Genomic DNA, 15,673 nt, shown 5'->3' with positions numbered 1-15,673 from the left:
TCGAAGAGACCCCCGGTTCATTCGGAGTTTTTTGCCCGGCGACCCAGCCGGCGAAACTTTGGCCTGCCACGCGCCGTAACTGCGCCGTTGCCGCGGTGTGTTCGCGACGACGCCAAGATACCCTTGCCATAACGGCTTCCGGCGCACAGGCGCCGGTGTTTGGGAGGCCGTGGCGGCAGACCGGGGTCCTGAAGGTCCTTCTCAGGACCCCGGTTTATCTGCGAAACCGGCCGGCATTCGGCAATTTCGTGCGGCTTCAGGACAATGCCGACGGCGCGGTAGACGCAGCCGCGGCGCGCCCCTATAAGCGCCCTTTCGTTTCAGGAACGCTCCATCGATGAACAGCCAGGGTTGATCCGTTCCGCAGGCCGTTGGTGCCGCCGGGCGGATCGCGCTATTTTGACCTTGCCTGTTATCGGATTTGACGGAGCCAGACCATGATCGGACCCAACCCCAACATCAAGCATCCGATCCCGATGCATATGCGCGTCGGTTTCCTGAAGGGCCTGGTGACGGCGCCGAACATCGAGGTCGGCGACTACACCTACTATGACGACCCCGATGGACCAGACAAATTCGCCGAGCGATGCGTGCTGCATCATTACCCATTCATCGGCGACCGGCTGATCATCGGCAGGTTCTGCGCCATCGCCGAGGGCGCGCGCTTCATCATGAACGGCGCCAATCATGCAATGTCCGGTTTCTCGACCTATCCGTTCAACATCTTCGGCCATGGCTGGGAGGACGGTTTCGACCCGAAGACGTGGTCGAAGGAATTGCGCGGCGACACGGTGATCGGCAATGATGTATGGATCGGCATGGAAGCGGTTATCCTGCCCGGCGTGACAATCGGCGACGGCGCCATCATAGCTGCAAAATCGGTGGTGACGCATGATGTGCCGCCCTATGCGATCGTCGCCGGCAATGCGGCCAAGGTGGTGAAGATGCGCTTCGACGACAGGACGATCCGGCGGCTTTTGGCAGTGGCCTGGTGGGACTGGCCGGTGGAAAAGGTCAGCCGCAACCTCAATGCCATTCGTGGCGCCGACATTTCCCTTCTGGAGGCAGCGGTTTGAACGCGTTGAACAAGACTGTGATTGGCACCGAACTGTTTACCCGGGCCTGGATCTTCATCCGCGGCGTGCCGGCGATGAAGTTCCTGCCGCCGGAAGGGCCGCCGGAGATCGCCTTTGCCGGGCGCTCGAATGTCGGCAAGTCGTCGCTGATCAACGCGCTGGTCAATCAGAAAGGGCTGGCGCGCACCTCCAACACGCCGGGGCGCACGCAAGAGCTCAACTATTTCGTGCCGGATGGATTTTCGGGCGAAGGCGCCGACCTGCCGCCGATGGCGCTGGTCGACATGCCGGGCTACGGCTATGCCACCGCGCCCAAGGAGAAAGTCGACGAGTGGACCAAGCTGGTCTTCGACTATCTCAAGGGCCGGGTCACGCTGAAGCGCGTTTATGTGCTGATCGACGCCCGCCATGGCATCAAGGCCAAGGACGACGAGGTGCTGTCGCTGCTCGACAAGGCGGCGGTGTCCTATCAGATCGTGCTGACCAAGACCGACAAGATCAAGGCGGCCGGCGTGCCGCGGCTGATCGAAGAGACGCTTTTGAAAATCAAGAAGCGGCCGGCGGCGTTTCCGTTCGTGCTCGCCACGTCGTCGGAAAAGAGCGAGGGCCTCGAGGAATTGAAGGCCGCGATCGTGCTCGCGGCCAATGGCGGCTAGGGCATACCTGCAGGCTCTAACCCCTTGCCTCCAGGGCAATCCTCTGGTGGCTTTCTTCCGTGGCAAGAGCTTCGGTGCCGTAGGCTTTCAGGAACATGCCGACGCCTGACCTGACGACGCTGTCGATTTCATCCTCGCCCGGGGCTTCCGTGCGGTAGGCGAAGATGCACTGGCGAAAAAGGCCGGCCAGGCACAGATCGGTGAACTGATAGGCGGCAAGGTCGACATCGTCGATCTTGAGCAGGCCGCGCTCGATGGCGGCATTGAGAAAGACCACGAACTTGTCATGGCCGCGCTTGGGGCCGCGTTCGTAAAAGCGCGCGCCCATGTCGGGTATCCTGTCGGACGCGCCGATCACCGTGCGCTGCGCCTGGATGACCTTGGCCGAGGTGATCTTGATGGACAGCACCTTGCCGAACTTCACCAGCGTCTCGCGCAAATCGTCGGCGCGGTCCAGCACATCGTACATGTTCTTGAAGATGGTGCCGCGCTCTTCCTCGATCAGCGCTTCGAACAGCTCTTCCTTGTTGGCGAAGTAGACATAGATCGTGCCCTTGGAGACACCGGCCTCGCGGGTGATGTCGTTCATCGACGCCGCTTCGAAGCCCTTGTCGATGAAGACACGACGGGCGCCGTCGATGATCTGGCTGCGTTTGAGCGGATCCTGTCCTGCTGCCGGGCGGCCACGACGCAGGCTGTCCAGCACATCGCACTGCTCCTCGCCGGCATCGGGTAATATTTCGACCATAAAAGTCACACCTCGCAAAATAATTCGAACCGATCGGTTCGATTGCCCTTGATATGGGCCTGTTTCCGCGCTAAGTCAATGTCCGCATCGAACCGAACGGTTCAGTATAACAGATTTTCCTCATATTAGACCTGCTGAGAGATACCATGTCCTCGAACGCGCCTGTCACCGCCGAAGTCCGTCCTTTTCCCAACGCCAAGGTCGCCCCCGCGACCGAAGCGCCGGGAGTCCCCGTCCAGCCCGCAGCCGCCACGCCCGTCGAAGCGCCGGCCAAGAAGAAGCGTTCTGTGCGCTCCTTTCTGCTGCCGATCATCGCAGCTGGCCTGCTCAGCGCCGGCGCCTGGTACGGCTACAATTACTGGACCGACGGCCGCTTCATGATCTCGACCGACGATGCCTATGTCCAGGCCGACATGGCATTCATTTCGCCCAAGATTTCCGGTTATGTCGATCAGGTCAAGGTGATCGAGAACCAGCAGGTCAAGGCCGGCGACCCGCTGTTGGTCGTCGATGACGGCGACTACAGAATAGCCGTTGCCCAGGCCGAGGCGCAGATCGCCACCTTGAGCAAGACGCTCGACCGCATCGATGCCCAGACTGAAGCCGCGCGCGCCTCGTTCAGCCAGGCGCAGGCGCAGAAGACCGCCGACCAGGCCGCGGCCGACAACGCCGCCCGTGCGCAGTCGCGCGCCGCGCAATTGCTGAAGACCCATGTCGGCACGCAGGCGCAGCTGGACGATGCCCAGACCGCGGTCGATCAGGCCAATGCAGCCCTTGTCGGCGCCGACGCGCAGATCGCCGCGGCGCAGGCCAATATCGGCGTGCTGCAGGCGCAGCGCGCGGAATCGGCAAGCACGCTGGCCTCGCTGCAGCTGAGCCGGGACAAGGCCGTGCGCGACCTCTCCTTCACCGTGCTCAAGGCGCCTTATGACGGCGTCGTCGGCAACCGCTCGGTCGAACAGGGCGACCTGATCAGCCCCGGACAGAAGCTCGCCGTCATCGTGCCGATGGACAAGCTTTATATCGTCGCCAATTTCAAGGAGACGCAGCTTGCCCGCCTGGTGCCCGGCGAGAAGGTCAGGATTTCGGTCGATGCGGCCGACGGCCAGGATTTCGAGGGCACCGTGTCGTCGCTGGCGCCGGCCTCCGGTGCGGTGTTCTCGATGCTGCCGCCCGAAAACGCCACCGGCAACTTCACCAAGGTCGTACAGCGCGTTCCGGTTCGCATCGACGTGCCGGCCGATGTGCTGAAGACCGGCAGGCTGCGCGCCGGCCTGAGCGTCGTCGTCGCCGTCGACAGCCGTACGGCACCTTCGGCGTCGAAGTAAGCGCAAACCGGGAGCTAGGGTCATGGCGACCGCAACCCTGACAGCAGGATCGGCGCCGGCAATGCCGGCCATGCCAACCACCATTTCGACGCGGCGCGTCATCGCCTTCCTGGCGATGGTGTTCGGCATGTTCATGGCCATCCTCGACATCCAGATCGTCTCGGCCTCGCTGGCCGAGATCCAGGCCGGCCTGAGCGCCAGTTCCGACGAAATCCCGTGGGTGCAGACCGCCTATCTAATCGCCGAAGTGATCATGATTCCGCTGTCGGGCTTCCTCAGCCGGATGCTGTCGACACGCGTGCTGTTCACGATTTCGGCGGCAGGCTTCACGGCGGCGAGCGCGCTGGCCGCAACCGCCACCAACATCGACCAGATGATCGTCTACCGCGCCATCCAGGGTTTTATCGGCGGCGGCATGATCCCGAGCGTCTTTGCCGCTGCCTTCACCATCTTCCCGCCGTCGCGCCGGGCCGTGGTGTCGCCGATGATCGGCCTGGTGGCGACGCTGGCGCCGACCATCGGTCCGACCGTCGGCGGCTATATAAGCCATGCCATGTCCTGGCACTGGCTGTTCCTGGTCAACGTCGTGCCCGGCATCATGGTGACGGTGGCCGCCTGGTCGCTGATCGACTTCGACAAGCCAAACCTCAAACTGTTCAGCAAGTTCGACTGGTGGGGCCTCGCCGGCATGGCTGCCTTCCTCGGCTGCATGGAATATGTGCTCGAGGAAGGCCCCAACAACGACTGGCTGCAGGACCAGGCGGTGCTGATCTGCGCCATCATCATGACCGTTGGCGGGGTGCTGTTCTTCTGGCGTGTGTTCACTGCCGAGGAGCCGATCGTCGACCTGAGGGCATTCAGCAATGTCAATTTTGCCTTCGGCTCGCTGTTCTCCTTCGTCATCGGCATCGGCCTCTATGGCCTGACCTATCTCTACCCGGTGTTCCTCGGACGCATCCGCGGCTACGATTCGATGATGATCGGCGAGGCGCTGTTCGTCAGCGGCCTGGCGATGTTCTTCACCGCGCCGATTTCCGGCATCCTGTCGGGCAAGATAGACCCACGGCTGATGATGATGATCGGCTTCTTCGGTTTTGCCACGGGCACCTGGTGGATGACACATCTGACCGCCGACTGGGATTTCTATGAATTGCTGATCCCGCAGATCCTGCGCGGCTGTTCGATGATGCTGTGCATGGTGCCGATCAACAACATTGCGCTCGGCACATTGCCGCCCGACCGGCTGAAGAACGCGTCCGGCCTGTTCAACCTGACCCGCAACCTCGGCGGCGCCGTCGGCCTTGCCGTCATCAACACGGTGCTGATCGACCGCAATGCCTTCCACTACGCAAGGCTGGCCGAGCATGTGGAATGGGGCAGTGCAGCGGCGCAGCAGAAGCTGCAGAACATGACGCTCAATTTCGAGCAGACTGCCGGCCTCGACGCCACAAGTGCTGCGATCTCCAAGCTGTCCGCCATGGTCCACCAGCAGGCGGCGCTGCTGTCCTTCATGGATGTGTTCTTCATGCTGACGGTGCTGTTTGCGACGCTGGGACTGTTCACCATGGTGATCCGCAAACCTGTCGCAGCCGGCGGTGGCGGCGGAGGCCATTGAGACGCGCCGGAACCCCCCTGGCGCCCTCACGCATGACCCCGGAAATTGGAAACGATTTCCGGGGTCATGTTTTGTCAAGCCGCGACCATCCGTCATGACCGAAAAGGCGATGCCGGCTATGCCAAGGCAGGCGGTCCGAACCACCTGGTCAGCGCGTCGGCCAACCCCGCCGTTTCAGGGTCGCCGACCCAGGCGACGTAGCCGTCGGGCCGGACCAGCACGGCGGCGGGTGCCGTGACCGCGCCCAGCACCGGAACCTCCCAGGCGCCATCGTATCTGGCGTCGACCGACCGAACCCGATCCGCCCAAGGGCCGATGTCGAATGCGCCAGACTGACGGAGGTTGAGCAACAGCGGGCGCGCGTCGTGCAGCAGGGTGAAGACCCGCAGCGGGTCGTCAGCGGTGACGAGGTCGAGGTCCGGCATGCGGCGGCCAAGCAGCGGATGGCCCTCACCGAAATCATAGTGGATGTCCAGGCCGGACAACATGCCGGCAAAGCGCTTGCGTGGCTCCGCCATGGCGAGAAGTTCGGACATCGTGTCTCGCAGCGCCTTGGTTCGCTCGTCTTCGCGACGGAGCGCGACCGACGCCATGGTGCTTTTCAACACACGCGCGGCAACCGGATGGCGCTCGGCCTGGTAGGTATCGAGCAGGCTTTCCGGCGATGTTTTCCGGACCACCTGGGCAAGCTTCCAACCGAGATTGACGGCGTCCTGCACGCCGGTCTGCAGACCCTGTCCGCCATCCGGCGGATGCACGTGCGCGGCGTCGCCGGCGAGCAGCACCCGCCCCTTGCGGTATGAAGCCGCTTGCCTTGTCATATCGGTGAAGCGGGCCAGCGACGTCGGATTGTGAACGCCATAATCGGTGCCGTAGACGGCCATCAGCGCCTCGCTGAGTTCATGCAGCGTAGGCTCGCCGCCAGCCCCGACCTCGCGCTCGGTCACCAGCACCCGCACCGTCCCGTCATCCAGCTTGCCAAAGCCGTGAATGCCGATCGCATCGCGGTGGATGACACCCCATTGCGGCTCTCCCGATAGTTCGACCTCGGCGATCAAATTGCTGACGGTCGGCTCCGAGCCCGGGAACTCTATCCCGGTTGCCTTGCGCACGAGACTTCTGCCGCCGTCGCAGCCGACGAGATAGTCGGCACGAAACGACCCGCCGTCGCTGAGCGCGACATCGACGCCACTGTCATCTTGCACGAAGCCCGTCACCTCGCGGCCACGGTAGACAGTGACGCCGCGCTCATCGACCCAATCGGCAAGGATGCGCTCTATGTGCTTTTGCCAGAGCGCCAGCCCGTAATTGTGGCGGGTGGGAAAGTCGCTGATATCAAGCGTAACGCCGGCGAAGGATGCGACCTGGGCGGTCTTGCCTTGTGACAGGAACCGATCGGCGATGCCGCGCTGGTCGAAGACCTCGATGGTGCGTGCGTGCAGACCGCCCGCACGCGTGCCCGTGATTGCCTGGCTGTCGCGCCGTTCGACGACGGCGACATCGATGCCGGCCAATGAAAGCTCGCCGGCCAGCATCAGCCCCGTCGGGCCGCCTCCGGCGATCACCACTTGATGGGAGATCTGTGGCCGGTCGGCATCAACGCGGCCGGTCGACTTACGCCCGCCTTGGCGAGCGCGTTCTTCGGTTCTTTGCATAGGTTCTGGCCCTCTCGATCAGGGCTGCGGAATCTACGCATAAAAAGCTGTTTGCCAATTCTTGAACTTGACTGTTTCCGCCCCATTTTAGGTGTAGGGGCGGTGGTCAGGCCGTAGCCGAAATTCGCGATACGCCGATAACTTCAGTTTGCAGGCTCATAAGCTCCGAGCCGGAGGCGTATTGACGCTGATCGTATCATGGCGAAGAAATTATCGCCCAAGCCGCCGGAAACGACCCCTATTCCGCCGTTCAACCGTAGATCGGGCTCGCCTGTATGCCGTTGCTGGCAGGCAGCTGTTGATCCATGCCAAATCGCAAGATCGGTCGAGCGCAGCATATCCGGAATGGCGTAGCTGGTGTCGCCACGAAGGAAGAGACGATGAAGGCGGCATCTGAAAACTACCAAGCCCGAATGCAGCGGGTGCTGGATCACATAGACCAGCACCTGGACGACGATCTGGGCCTGGAAGCGTTGAGCGGCGTCGCGGCGTTCTCGAAATACCATTTCCACCGGCAGTTCACGTCAACCTTCGGCGTGTCGGTGCATCGCTATGTCCAGCTCGCCCGCATGAAGCGCGCTTCGTACAGGCTTGCCGAGAGCGACGCCCAAAGCGTCACCGACATAGCGATGGATGCCGGTTACGCACCGGATGCCTTCGCCCGCGCCTTTCGGCAACGGTTCGGACAATCGCCTTCGTCGTTCCGCAAGTCTCCCGACTGGGGGCCGTGGCTCATGGCATTCGGGCCTCTCGACAAAGCAAGGAACAAGCTCATGCAGATAATCTTCGAATCCGACGATGTGACGATCCGCGAAGTGCCGCCGACGCCGGTGGCGATCATGGAGCATCGCGGAGACCGGGCGACGCTCCAGGATACCATCCAGCGGTTCATCGCCTGGCGCAAAGCTGCCGGCCTGTCGCCCGAGACAAGCCCGACCTTCAACGTCTTCCGTTCCGAAAGGGAGCCGGCGGTCCCGGCCGACTACAGCATGGACCTGTGTGCCGGGACCGACCAGCCGATCGAGGCGAATGACGCGCAGATGAAGGCTGGCGTGATCCCCGGCGGACGTTGCGCGGTGCTGCGCTATCCCGGCAACACCAACAATCTCGAGCCCGCCGCGCTATTCCTTTATCGTGAATGGCTTCCGGCCAGCGGCGAGGAAGCACGTGATTTTCCGATATACTGCCAGCGACACTTTTCGTTCTCCCCGAACGTACAGGTGCATGAAGTGGTCCTTGAACTGTTTCTGCCTCTTAAATAGGACCGCTGGACGGCGCCGTCAGGCCGTCGCCGGCTTGAAGGTCAAGGCGACGCCGTTGATGCAATGGCGCAAGCCGGTCGGGGCCGGACCATCGTCGAAGACATGGCCGAGATGGCCACCGCAACGGCGGCAGTGGACCTCGGTGCGGGTCATGCCGAGCGACCGGTCCGTGGTCTTGCCGATGCCATTGGCGATCTCCTGCCAGAAGCTCGGCCAGCCGGTGCCCGAGTCGAACTTGGTCTCCGAGGGATAGACCGGCAGGTCGCAGCCGGCGCAAGCAAAAATGCCCTTGCGATGCTCGTTGAGCAGCGGGCTGGTGCCTGGATATTCGGTGCCTTCCTTGCGCAGCACATTGAAGGCTTCATCGGACAGGATGGCGTGCCACTCGGCGTCGGTTTTGGTGACCTCGAATTTTTCCGCTGCCCGCGCGTCCTGCGCTCCGCCCATGCGCAGCATGGTTGCCGTGCCCGCCAGCAATGCCACGGCGGCGGCACCGCTCCAAAGAAAGTCGCGACGGTTCATGACCATTCCTCCTGCTGTCCTTTGCCAAACTCAACCGTCACAAGGAAATCAAAACCCGGTGACGATCAGAGCTCTTTGTTTGGGCATGATCTTTTCCGAAAACCGGCTTCCACTTTTCGGGATCACGCCCCTGAAAACGGACACTCCGCAACGGCTCCACGCTTAGGGCGGACGGTGCGGAGTGTACGCTTGTCGATTGCGCGGGTCACGAGGGGACGGTAGCCGCGCAATCTACTTGGAGCCTTGGCCATAGCTTCGCCGGCGGCGAAGCTTTTGTTACATCTTCGGCAGAAGAACCTTGTCGATGACGTGGATGACGCCGTTCGACTGCTCGACATCGGCGATCGTCACATTGGCGACGTTGCCGTTCTCGTCGGTCACGGTGACCTTGCCGCCGTCAGCCTTGAGCGACAGCTCGCAGCCGCCGACGGTCTTGACCTTGTGCGCGCCGCCATCGGCCTTGGCCATCGCGGCGACGTCCGCGCCCAGCGCCTTGGCGCCGATGACGTGGCAGGTGAGTATCTTGGTGAGCTTGTCCTTGTTCTCAGGCTTGAGCAGCGTCTCGACGGTGCCGGCCGGAAGGGCTGCAAAAGCCTCGTTGGTCGGTGCGAAGACGGTGAACGGACCGGCGCTCTGCAGCGTCTCGACCAGGCCGGCCGCCTGGACGGCGGCGACCAGCGTCGTGTGATCCTTCGAATTGACGGCATTCTCGACGATGTTCTTGGTGGCAAACATGGCGGCGCCGCCGACCATTGGATTTTCGGCATAGGCGGCGGTGGCAAGTGCAGAAACAGCGATCGTACCGGCAAGCAAAAGGGTGGCGAATTTACGCATGATGTCGAACTCCTAGGGGTTATCGTTTCCCACATTTGGGACGCGAGGAAGTTACGGAATAGAAATGCGTGAGTTTCACCAAATCAGGAGATTTTTTATTTTTTTCATGTCTGTGCGCAGATTTTTCTGCATTGCCTTTGCCTGCTCATATGCTTTTTCGCATTCGCGCACGACCAGGCAGTGATCCATAATATACTTTTTGCGGAAAACTGACGCCGGGAGCCTGTCAGATGCTCTTCAGATCGCCCGCCGCGACCACCGGTCCGGTTGGCTGACCGGTCGGAGAACCGCCGGTGGGCTCGACGCTGACCGCCAGCACGGCGCCTTGCGCAAGTTTTTCCTGCACGGCCGGCGTGATGGTCAGGTGCGTGGTCGTTCCGGCCGGGATGACACCCATCGAGACCGGGTTGTTCTTGCCTTCGATCATCCACAGCTCGAAGTCCTTGCCGGCGGCGCGTTCGCCGGAGACATGGGACAGGCCGACATCGTGATGGGCGGCGTCGTAGACGACCAGATATTTGACATCGCTGCCATCGGCGCCCAGCGAGGCGACGAGGCGTGTCTGCGGCTGCTCGACCGGCGGGTTGATGTAGGGCACGGCAATGTAGATCGCCAGCGCCGCGACGGCCGCGGTGGCAAGGCCGCGCCAGAAGGCAAGGCTTGCCCAGAGGCCGGCGCTCGGTTGCGCGGTTGTGGTCGAGCTTGTTGCGGTGGAGGAGAACAGCCGGCGGTCGACCGCGACCTTAACGGTCGCCGGAGGTGCTACTTCCGGATAGGCGGACGCCAGCGGCGAAAGGTGCACTTCCCAGCCGTCAACAAGACGGGCAAAGCCGGTTTCCGCGTCGATACGGCTGGAGGCAATCTGGCGTTCGTCCGCTGCCAGGACGCCGAGAACGTATTCGGCGGCGAGCAGGTCGTCGCCTCCACGTTCCGGTCCGTTGTCTTGTGCCAGCGTCATCTTTCCAGACATTCTCTAAGTTTCAGCAGACTGCGCCGTAGCCAGGTCCGCATCGTGTTCAACGGAACGCTGTGGCGCTCCGCCAATTCGGCATAACTTTCGCCATTGAGATAGGCGCCCCGGACAGCCGCTGCCCGGTCCTTTTCCAACTCATCGAGACATTGATAGATGCGTTCGGATTCACCACCCGCCACAACCATAGCCTCAGGTCCCGGAGCCGGATCGGCCACGTCGAGCGCGGCATCGATATCGGCGGCAGGCTTGCGCCTCGCCCTGATGCGATCGATCGCGTGATTGCGCGCGATTGCCACCAGCCAGGAGATCGGACTCAGATCGGAAACAGCGAAACGGTCTGCCTTCGTCCATACTTTGACGAAGACCTCTTGCAGCGCTTCTTCCGCATCTCCCCGGTCATGCAATACACGAAGGCAGACACCGAAAAGTTTCGCACTGGTCTGCCGGTAGAGCAGATCGAACGCGGCCCGATCCTTCATCGAAGTCCGGACAATCAGGGTGGAGATGTCCTGCGGCGTCATGCCGATAAATTAGGCGATTGCCATGTATTTGCAACGGTGGAAACGTTATTGTCCACGTAATCCGCTGTTGCCTCAGGCCCGCCAGTTTTCGACCGCATCGATTGCCAAAGAAATCGCCGGCCGCTAGCCTTCCTGGAGGTGGAGGACTTCAGACATGTCGGTTGAACGGGTTCTGTGGGAACAAGATGCAACCGGCCTCGCCGCTCTCGTGCACAAGGCAGAGATCTCGCCACAGGAGCTTGTCGACGCCGCGATTGCGCGCGCCGAGGCCACCCGCCCCGACATCAACGCCATCGCCGAGCCCCTCTACGACGCGGCGCGGACGCGCGCCAAAACCATCGACCGCAAGCTGCCGCTGGCCGGCGTTCCGTTTGCGCTGAAGGATCTCGGCATCGCCATCAAGGGGGTGCCGACGCATTCCGGCAGCCGCATTCCGGCTTTCACCGCCGATTTCAACTCGGTGATGACCGAGCGCTACCTCGCCGCCGGACTCGTTCCGATCGCCACCAGCACCTCGCCCGAACAGGGGCTGAGGCTGATGACCGAATCCGCAGCTTTCGGCATCACCCGCAATCCATGGAACACGGCCCATACCAGCGGCGGTTCTTCCGGTGGCGCAGCCGCCCTCGTTGCTGCCGGCGTGGTGCCGGCGGCGCATGCCGCTGATGGCGGCGGCTCGATCAGGGTGCCTTCCGCCTGTAGCGGGCTGGTCGGCCTGAAAACCTCGCGCGGCCGCGTGCCGCAGACGCCGCTGATCAGCGAAGCCTGGTACGGCATGGTCGTTGATCATGCCGTCACCCGTTCGGTCCGCGATTGCGCCTTGCTGCTCGACCTCACGCACGGCCCCGATCCGCTGGCGCCCTATGCCGCGCCAGCGCCGAAAGGCAGTTTCGTCGCCGCGGCAGGGCGCGATCCAGGCAAGCTCAAGCTCGCCGTCTACCGCGGATCGCCGCTTGGCCTGCCGATATCGGCAGAGACGCTGAAGGCGTTGGACATCGCCGTGGCGTTGTCCCGCGAAGGCGGACACACGGTCGAGGAGATCGACCTGCCCTACATCGATCGCGATTTCATGGCCGATTTTGCCAGGTCGGTCGCCTCGGCGGTGGCCGGGACGATGCGAGGCGAGGCCTTGCGCGTCGGCCGCCCCGTCCTGGGCGACCTCGAACGCGCCACGCGCATCATTGCGCGCTTCGGCGAGATCGTCTCGGCCGGCGACATCTATGCCGGCCTGCAGCGGCTCAATGCGACATCGCGCCGGCTGATCGCCGAGACCGCCCGGTATGATGCCGTGCTGATGCCGATCATTGCGCACCCGCCGCTCGCCTGCGGCGCCATGGATCCGAAGGGGGCCGACGAGCTGATTGAGAACGTGCTCGACAAACTGCACCTCACCCGGCTCTTGAGGCTCAAGCCATTGTTCGGGCAATTGATGGACAAGAGCCTGTGGTTCACCCACTGGCCGGCGATCCAGAACGTCACCGGCCAGCCATCGATCGCGCTGCCTGTGCATGTCACCGATGCCGGCCTGCCGCTCGGCATCCAGGCCGTCGGCCGGCCAGGCGATGAAGAGACGCTTTTGTCGCTGGCCGCGCAGATGGAAAAGATTTCGGGGTGGTTGGCGCGGCGGGCGCCGTTCAAGGTACCGGCTTAAACCGTGATCCCGAACTTGAGGCCGGATCTGGTCGAATGACGCGATAGGGCTGGCTTCATCAATTTGTGACAGCAAAGCCGTTTGCGGCTTGCCCCAATTCCCGCTAAGACGCCGCCGTCCTTTCCAGCAATCCGGGAACATACCGATGACGGAGATCACCGCCACCGCCGAAATGCAGGCCGCGCTACTTTCGCGCGCGCTGCCCTACATGCAGCGCTACGAGAACAAGACGGTGGTGGTGAAGTATGGCGGCCACGCCATGGGCGACATCGAGCTCGGCAAGGCTTTTGCCCGCGACATCGCGTTGCTCAAACAGTCGGGCGTCAATCCGATCGTCGTGCATGGCGGCGGGCCGCAGATTGGCGCCATGCTGGCCAAGATGGGCATCGAATCGAAGTTCGAGGGCGGCCTGCGCGTCACCGACCAGAAGACGGTCGAGATCGTCGAGATGGTGCTGGCCGGCTCGATCAACAAGGAGATCGTGGCGCTGATCAACGCCGAGGGCGAATGGGCGATCGGCCTGTGCGGCAAGGACGGCAACATGGTTTTTGCCGAAAAGGCGCGCAAGACCATGATCGACCCGGACTCCAACATCGAGCGGGTGCTCGATCTCGGCTTCGTCGGCGAGCCGGTCGAGGTCGACCGCACGCTGCTCGACCTGCTGGCGCGTTCCGAAATGATCCCGGTGCTGGCGCCGGTGGCGCCCGGCCGCGACGGCCATACCTACAACATCAACGCCGACACCTTTGCCGGCGCCATCGCCGGCGCATGCCAGGCGACGCGCCTTTTGTTCCTGACCGACGTGCCCGGCGTGCTTGACAAGAACAAGAAGCTAATCGACGAATTGACCGTGGCCGAGGCCAAGGCGCTGATCAAGGACGGCACGGTGACCGGYGGCATGATCCCCAAGGTCGAGACCTGCATCGAGGCGATCGAGCGCGGCGTCGAAGGCGTCGTCATCCTCAACGGCAAGACGCCGCATGCAGTGCTGCTCGAACTGTTCACCGAGCATGGCGCCGGCACGCTGATCATACCCTGAGGTGTATTGATATTATGTGATGCCGGCCTGCAAACGCCGGCTTTCTCCGCTTCCGGTGCTCACGGACCGAATGTCCGCTCCGCTCCGGTTCTCGAAACCCACGTTTTCGACTCGGCCTGACCTGAATCTGAACACACCTCAACCAATCATAGTCAGGCGCTCGGCGAAATCCCGATAGCGGGCGCGGCCGGCTTGCGGGCGGGGCGCGCGAACACCATCGATTCCTCTTCCGCGTCCTGCGGCGCGCCCCAGAATTCAGCCAGCGTCGGGCCGTCCTTCACCCTGATGTCGCGCGCCAGAAAACCCCAGACTTCGCGGAACCAGACGCGGCGGCCCATTTGCGTGTACCAGCGCATCGAATGGCGCTGCTCCGGATCCCTATGGAACAGGATGCGCGCCAGCGCCTTCGGCCGCGACTGCACCGCCACCTCGATCAGCTTGACGCTGAAGAACAGCATCCAGGGTTTAAGCCGGGTCATCTGCAGCACCTGGTGTTTGTAGTCCCACAGGCGGGCGTCCTTCTGGATCACCTTGCGGTCCCGGGCGATGCGGAAGAACGGCGTCCAGCGATGCGGCGTGACATAGAGCGCCTGGATCTGGTCGGGGTCATAGGCGATGAGCTGGCGAAAGCCGCGCCAGAGATCGCGAAGGGTCTCGTCCTCGAAGCCGGCCACCCAGGTCGCCATCGACAGGATCCCGTGCAGGCGCAGCAGCCTTATCGCCTCGCGGTCGGATGAGGTGCTGCCCCCCTTGCGGATCAATTGCAGCGTTTGCTCGTCAGTGTTTTCCATGCCGAGCAACCAGCGGATCACGCCGGCCTTGCGATAGAGATGCAGGATGTCGGCATCGCGCACGATGTCGTCGGCGCGGGTGGAGCCGACGATCAGCACCGGCACGTTCTCGGCGATCAACGCATCGAGAAAGGCGCGCCAGGCCTTCTTCGAAACGGTCGGGTTCTCGTCGGCGAGATTGATCAGCTCGACACCATGCTCGCGGTGCAGCCAGGCGATCTCCTTGGCGAATTTCACGGGGTCGCGATGGCGCCAGCGGGTCCAGAAACCGCGCTGGCCGCAATAGTTGCACAGATGCGGGCAGCCGCGCGAGAACTGCATGACCACCGCGCGCTTGCCGCCCCAATAGCTGTAGCGGCGGTGGTCGATCAACTCCCAGCCGACGCGATATTCATCGAGGGTGGCGATGGTGCCGGCCGGCCGCGTGGCGAAGGGACGGCGCAGATCGTCGCGATAGGCGATGCCGGCGACTTCCGCCAGCGGCTGGCGTCTCGCCAGCGCCTCGACCAATGCGACGATGGTCGCCTCACCTTCGCCGCGCACGATGAAATCGAAGACATCCGTTGCGGAGAGAATGTCGCGCCAGTGATAGGTCGGGAAGACGCCGCCGTAGATCACCATCGTTGCCGGTTCACGCGCCTTGACCATCTGTGCGATCTGCAAGGCAGTCGGATGCGCCGAGGTCGAACCAGAGTGGCCGATCAGGATGCAATCGGGATGATCGCTCAGGGCATCACGAACAAGCATGGTGAGCGGCATCGGCCCGAATTCGGCATCGACGAGGCGCACGGCATGGCCGGCATCGATCAGCGGGCCGCCCAGCGCCAGCAGGCCGAGCGGCGGCAGATGGTCGTCGGGCACGCGGCTGCCGATGGCGGTGTGCGGCGGATTGATCAGGACGATTTTCATGACGGACCCTTCGCAATGGCGGTCCGCATGTCGTAGCCGGCGATTCAAACTTGGAATTGGGCTCTGTTCAGCAGTTTGTGTGCAGCTTTTCGG

Annotated in this window: 14 protein-coding genes; 7 read left to right on the top strand and 7 right to left on the bottom strand. The window is 63.0% G+C overall.

The genetic code is table 11. From position 1 onward, the window contains the following. The first annotated feature begins 437 nt into the window (after positions 1-437). Both AC1DXN_RS14615 and yihA read left to right on the top strand, forming a co-directional pair. Positions 438-1,076, top strand: coding sequence for a CatB-related O-acetyltransferase (locus AC1DXN_RS14615; RefSeq protein ID WP_477274163.1), 639 nt, complete (start codon positions 438-440; stop codon positions 1,074-1,076). Then, entirely contained in the window at positions 1,073-1,732 is a 660-nt protein-coding gene (gene yihA, locus AC1DXN_RS14610; RefSeq protein ID WP_477240510.1) for a ribosome biogenesis GTP-binding protein YihA/YsxC, read from the top strand. The genes AC1DXN_RS14615 and yihA overlap by 4 nt, the downstream gene beginning before the upstream one ends. Before the next feature lie 16 nt (positions 1,733-1,748). On the opposite strand, the gene AC1DXN_RS14605 is transcribed toward yihA, so the two are convergent. Continuing rightward, complete coding sequence (locus tag AC1DXN_RS14605; RefSeq protein ID WP_477274161.1) at positions 1,749-2,480, bottom strand: TetR/AcrR family transcriptional regulator; 732 nt, start codon at positions 2,478-2,480, stop codon at positions 1,749-1,751. A 146-nt stretch (positions 2,481-2,626) separates the two neighbouring features. Between AC1DXN_RS14605 and AC1DXN_RS14600 the strand changes: the two genes are divergently transcribed. Then, positions 2,627-3,808 (top strand): HlyD family secretion protein, encoded by a 1,182-nt coding sequence (locus AC1DXN_RS14600; RefSeq protein ID WP_477274159.1) that lies wholly within the window; start codon positions 2,627-2,629, stop codon positions 3,806-3,808. Positions 3,809-3,869: 61 nt separating this feature from the next. Next, positions 3,870-5,423 carry a DHA2 family efflux MFS transporter permease subunit gene (locus AC1DXN_RS14595; protein WP_477241832.1) on the top strand — a complete coding sequence of 518 codons (1,554 nt, stop codon included), beginning with the start codon at positions 3,870-3,872 and terminating at the stop codon, positions 5,421-5,423. Between the two features lie 116 nt (positions 5,424-5,539). Here the strand turns inward: AC1DXN_RS14595 and AC1DXN_RS14590 are convergent, their stop codons facing one another. Then, positions 5,540-7,078: an FAD-dependent monooxygenase gene (locus AC1DXN_RS14590; RefSeq protein WP_477274157.1), complete on the bottom strand. Its 1,539-nt coding sequence runs from the start codon at positions 7,076-7,078 to the stop codon at positions 5,540-5,542. A gap of 380 nt (positions 7,079-7,458) precedes the next feature. Between AC1DXN_RS14590 and AC1DXN_RS14585 the strand changes: the two genes are divergently transcribed. Further along, positions 7,459-8,340 carry an AraC family transcriptional regulator gene (locus AC1DXN_RS14585; RefSeq protein ID WP_477274156.1) on the top strand — a complete coding sequence of 294 codons (882 nt, stop codon included), beginning with the start codon at positions 7,459-7,461 and terminating at the stop codon, positions 8,338-8,340. 18 nt (positions 8,341-8,358) lie between these two features. Here AC1DXN_RS14585 and msrB read toward each other — a convergent pair whose 3' ends face one another. The 4 genes from msrB to AC1DXN_RS14565 form a co-directional block, all read right to left on the bottom strand. Beyond that, positions 8,359-8,862: a peptide-methionine (R)-S-oxide reductase MsrB gene (msrB, locus tag AC1DXN_RS14580; protein WP_477274154.1), complete on the bottom strand. Its 504-nt coding sequence runs from the start codon at positions 8,860-8,862 to the stop codon at positions 8,359-8,361. Between the two features lie 276 nt (positions 8,863-9,138). After that, positions 9,139-9,696, bottom strand: coding sequence for a fasciclin domain-containing protein (locus AC1DXN_RS14575; protein ID WP_477274152.1), 558 nt, complete (start codon positions 9,694-9,696; stop codon positions 9,139-9,141). Positions 9,697-9,922: 226 nt separating this feature from the next. Continuing rightward, the gene (locus AC1DXN_RS14570) at positions 9,923-10,654 is read right to left on the bottom strand and encodes an anti-sigma factor (RefSeq protein WP_477274489.1); all 732 of its coding nucleotides are present in this window, start codon (positions 10,652-10,654) and stop codon (positions 9,923-9,925) included. Continuing rightward, entirely contained in the window at positions 10,651-11,190 is a 540-nt protein-coding gene (locus tag AC1DXN_RS14565; protein WP_477274151.1) for a sigma-70 family RNA polymerase sigma factor, read from the bottom strand. Before AC1DXN_RS14565 ends, AC1DXN_RS14570 begins: the two co-directional genes overlap by 4 nt. A gap of 154 nt (positions 11,191-11,344) precedes the next feature. Here AC1DXN_RS14565 and AC1DXN_RS14560 point away from each other — a divergent pair, with 154 nt between their 5' ends. After that, positions 11,345-12,841: an amidase gene (locus AC1DXN_RS14560; protein WP_477274150.1), complete on the top strand. Its 1,497-nt coding sequence runs from the start codon at positions 11,345-11,347 to the stop codon at positions 12,839-12,841. Positions 12,842-12,986: 145 nt separating this feature from the next. Then, entirely contained in the window at positions 12,987-13,880 is an 894-nt protein-coding gene (argB, locus tag AC1DXN_RS14555; RefSeq protein WP_477274149.1) for an acetylglutamate kinase, read from the top strand. 152 nt (positions 13,881-14,032) lie between these two features. Here the strand turns inward: argB and bchE are convergent, their stop codons facing one another. After that, on the bottom strand, positions 14,033-15,580 hold the full coding sequence (bchE, locus tag AC1DXN_RS14550) for a magnesium-protoporphyrin IX monomethyl ester anaerobic oxidative cyclase (protein WP_477274147.1): 1,548 nt from the start codon (positions 15,578-15,580) through the stop codon (positions 14,033-14,035). Between the last annotated feature and the right edge of the window lie 93 nt (positions 15,581-15,673).

Source organism: Mesorhizobium sp. P2_H9 (assembly GCF_056403215.1).
Note: the sequence above shows the minus strand (reverse complement) of the source record. Positions and strands in the feature narration are given on the sequence as shown.